The organism is uncultured Senegalimassilia sp. (assembly GCF_934632265.1).
In the GTDB taxonomy this organism is placed as follows: Bacteria; Actinomycetota; Coriobacteriia; order Coriobacteriales; family Eggerthellaceae; genus Senegalimassilia.
Window position 1 is genome coordinate 1 of record NZ_CAKTYH010000203.1, and the last position, 1,715, is coordinate 1,715.

Sequence of the window (1,715 nt, forward strand, 5' to 3'; positions counted from 1 at the left end):
TGCCCGGCGTGATCAACGATGCCGCGGCGACCAAGACGGTCAGCTTCAAGGTGACCGACGACGGAGCCGGCAAGCTGACGGTCGAGCGCCAGGGCGCTGCGGCGAACCCGGCGTTCTCCTTCGCCAACACCTACACGGTGAAGCCTGCAAACTCCAGCGTGACCGATCAGGTGACGGTGACCAAGACGCTGACGGGCCGCGACATGGCCGCCGGCGAGTTCGCGTTCGAGCTGCTCGAGGGCGAAGAAGTGGTGGCGACCGGCGTTAACGCCGCCGACGGCAGCGTGACGCTGAGCGCGGTGAAGTACACGCAGCCCGGCACGCATCGCTACACGTTGCACGAGGTCGGGGGCGGCACCGTCGTCAACGGCGTTACCTACGACGGCGCGACGTTCACCGTGGTCACCACGGTGAAGGACAACGGCAACGGCACGCTCAGCGTGGCCCATGCGCTGGAAGGCGCGCGCGAGGTGACCTTCGCCAACGCCTACCAGGCAGCGCCCACGACCGTGACCATCGGCGCCTCCAAGACGCTGGTGGGCAAGAACCTTGTGGATGGGCAGTTCACGTTCATGCTGACCGCGGCCGACGGCACCGAGCTTAAGGCGAAGAACGCCGCCGACGGCAAGATCGCCTTCCCGGCGCTGACGTTCGACAAGCCCGGCACGTACGAGTTCGCGCTCACCGAGCTTGACGATGCGCAGGCGAACGTGACGTACGACAAGCGTGCGTACAAGGTGACCGTGACGGTCGTCGACGATGGGCTCGGCCACCTGAACGCAACGGTGGCAGGCGATGCCGACGTGCTCGCGTTCACGAACACGTACACCGAGCCTCCGACGCCTGTGCAGCCCACGCAGCCCAGCGGCAAGAGCTTCACGCCGAGCGGGCTGGTCGGCAAGGTGCTGACGCAGACGGGCGACGACAAGCTTGCCCTGGTCCTGCCGCTTGCGGCAGTGGCCCTGGCGGGCGCGGCGTCCATCGCGGCGCTGGTCATCATGCGCCGTCGCGATAAGCGCTAGCGCAGCCGATCCCGGCGAAGGCCGGATGCTAGAACCCGCTGCCGCACCTGCATAGGGCGGCAGCGGGATGCAAGAAGAGGGCCGGGTTGATCCCCGGCCCTCTTCGCGTTTCGTTGCGTTGTGGGTTGTTACACGGGCTTCACCTCGACGCCGGCCTCGGTCAGCGCGGTGCGGATCTTGCCGGCGAACTCGAGCGCGTGCACGTTGTCGCCGTGGATGCAGATGGTGTCGGGCTTCACGGTGATCAGCTTGCCTGATGCCGACTCGATGGCGCCCTCCTTCACGGCGCGCACCACGCGCGCCACGGCGAAGTCCTCGTCGGTGATGACGGCGTCGGGAAGCTTGCGCGACACCAGCAGGCCCTCGTCGGTGTAGTTGCGGTCGGCGAAGAACTCCTGCGCGGTGCGGATGCCCTCCGCCTGGCCCGCGCGGATGAGCTCGCTGTTCGCCAGGCCCACCAGCACCAGGTCCAGGTTGGCGTCGTGCACGGCGGCGGCCACGGCCCGCGCAAGCTCCGGGTCCACGGCGGCGCGGTTGTACAGCTGGCCGTGCGGCTTGACGTGGTGCATGCGCGCGCCGGTGGCGTGGCAGAAGGCCTGCAGCGCGCCGATCTGGTACAGGATGTAGTCGTAGGCCTCGTCGGGCGACATGGCGATGTCGCGGCGGCCGAAGCCCTGCAGATCGGGGTAGCCC

2 protein-coding genes are annotated in these 1,715 nt (G+C 68.3%); one reads left to right on the plus strand and one right to left on the minus strand.

The window, feature by feature from the left end:
* Positions 1-1,022 (plus strand): FctA domain-containing protein (locus Q0H50_RS09470; protein WP_294421707.1); only part of this gene is annotated, 1,022 nt, incomplete at its 5' end.
* A gap of 128 nt (positions 1,023-1,150) precedes the next feature.
* Here Q0H50_RS09470 and Q0H50_RS09475 read toward each other — a convergent pair.
* Positions 1,151-1,715, minus strand: a 565-nt coding sequence (locus Q0H50_RS09475; RefSeq protein ID WP_294421708.1) for a 5-oxoprolinase subunit PxpA, incomplete at its 5' end; no start/stop codon positions are given.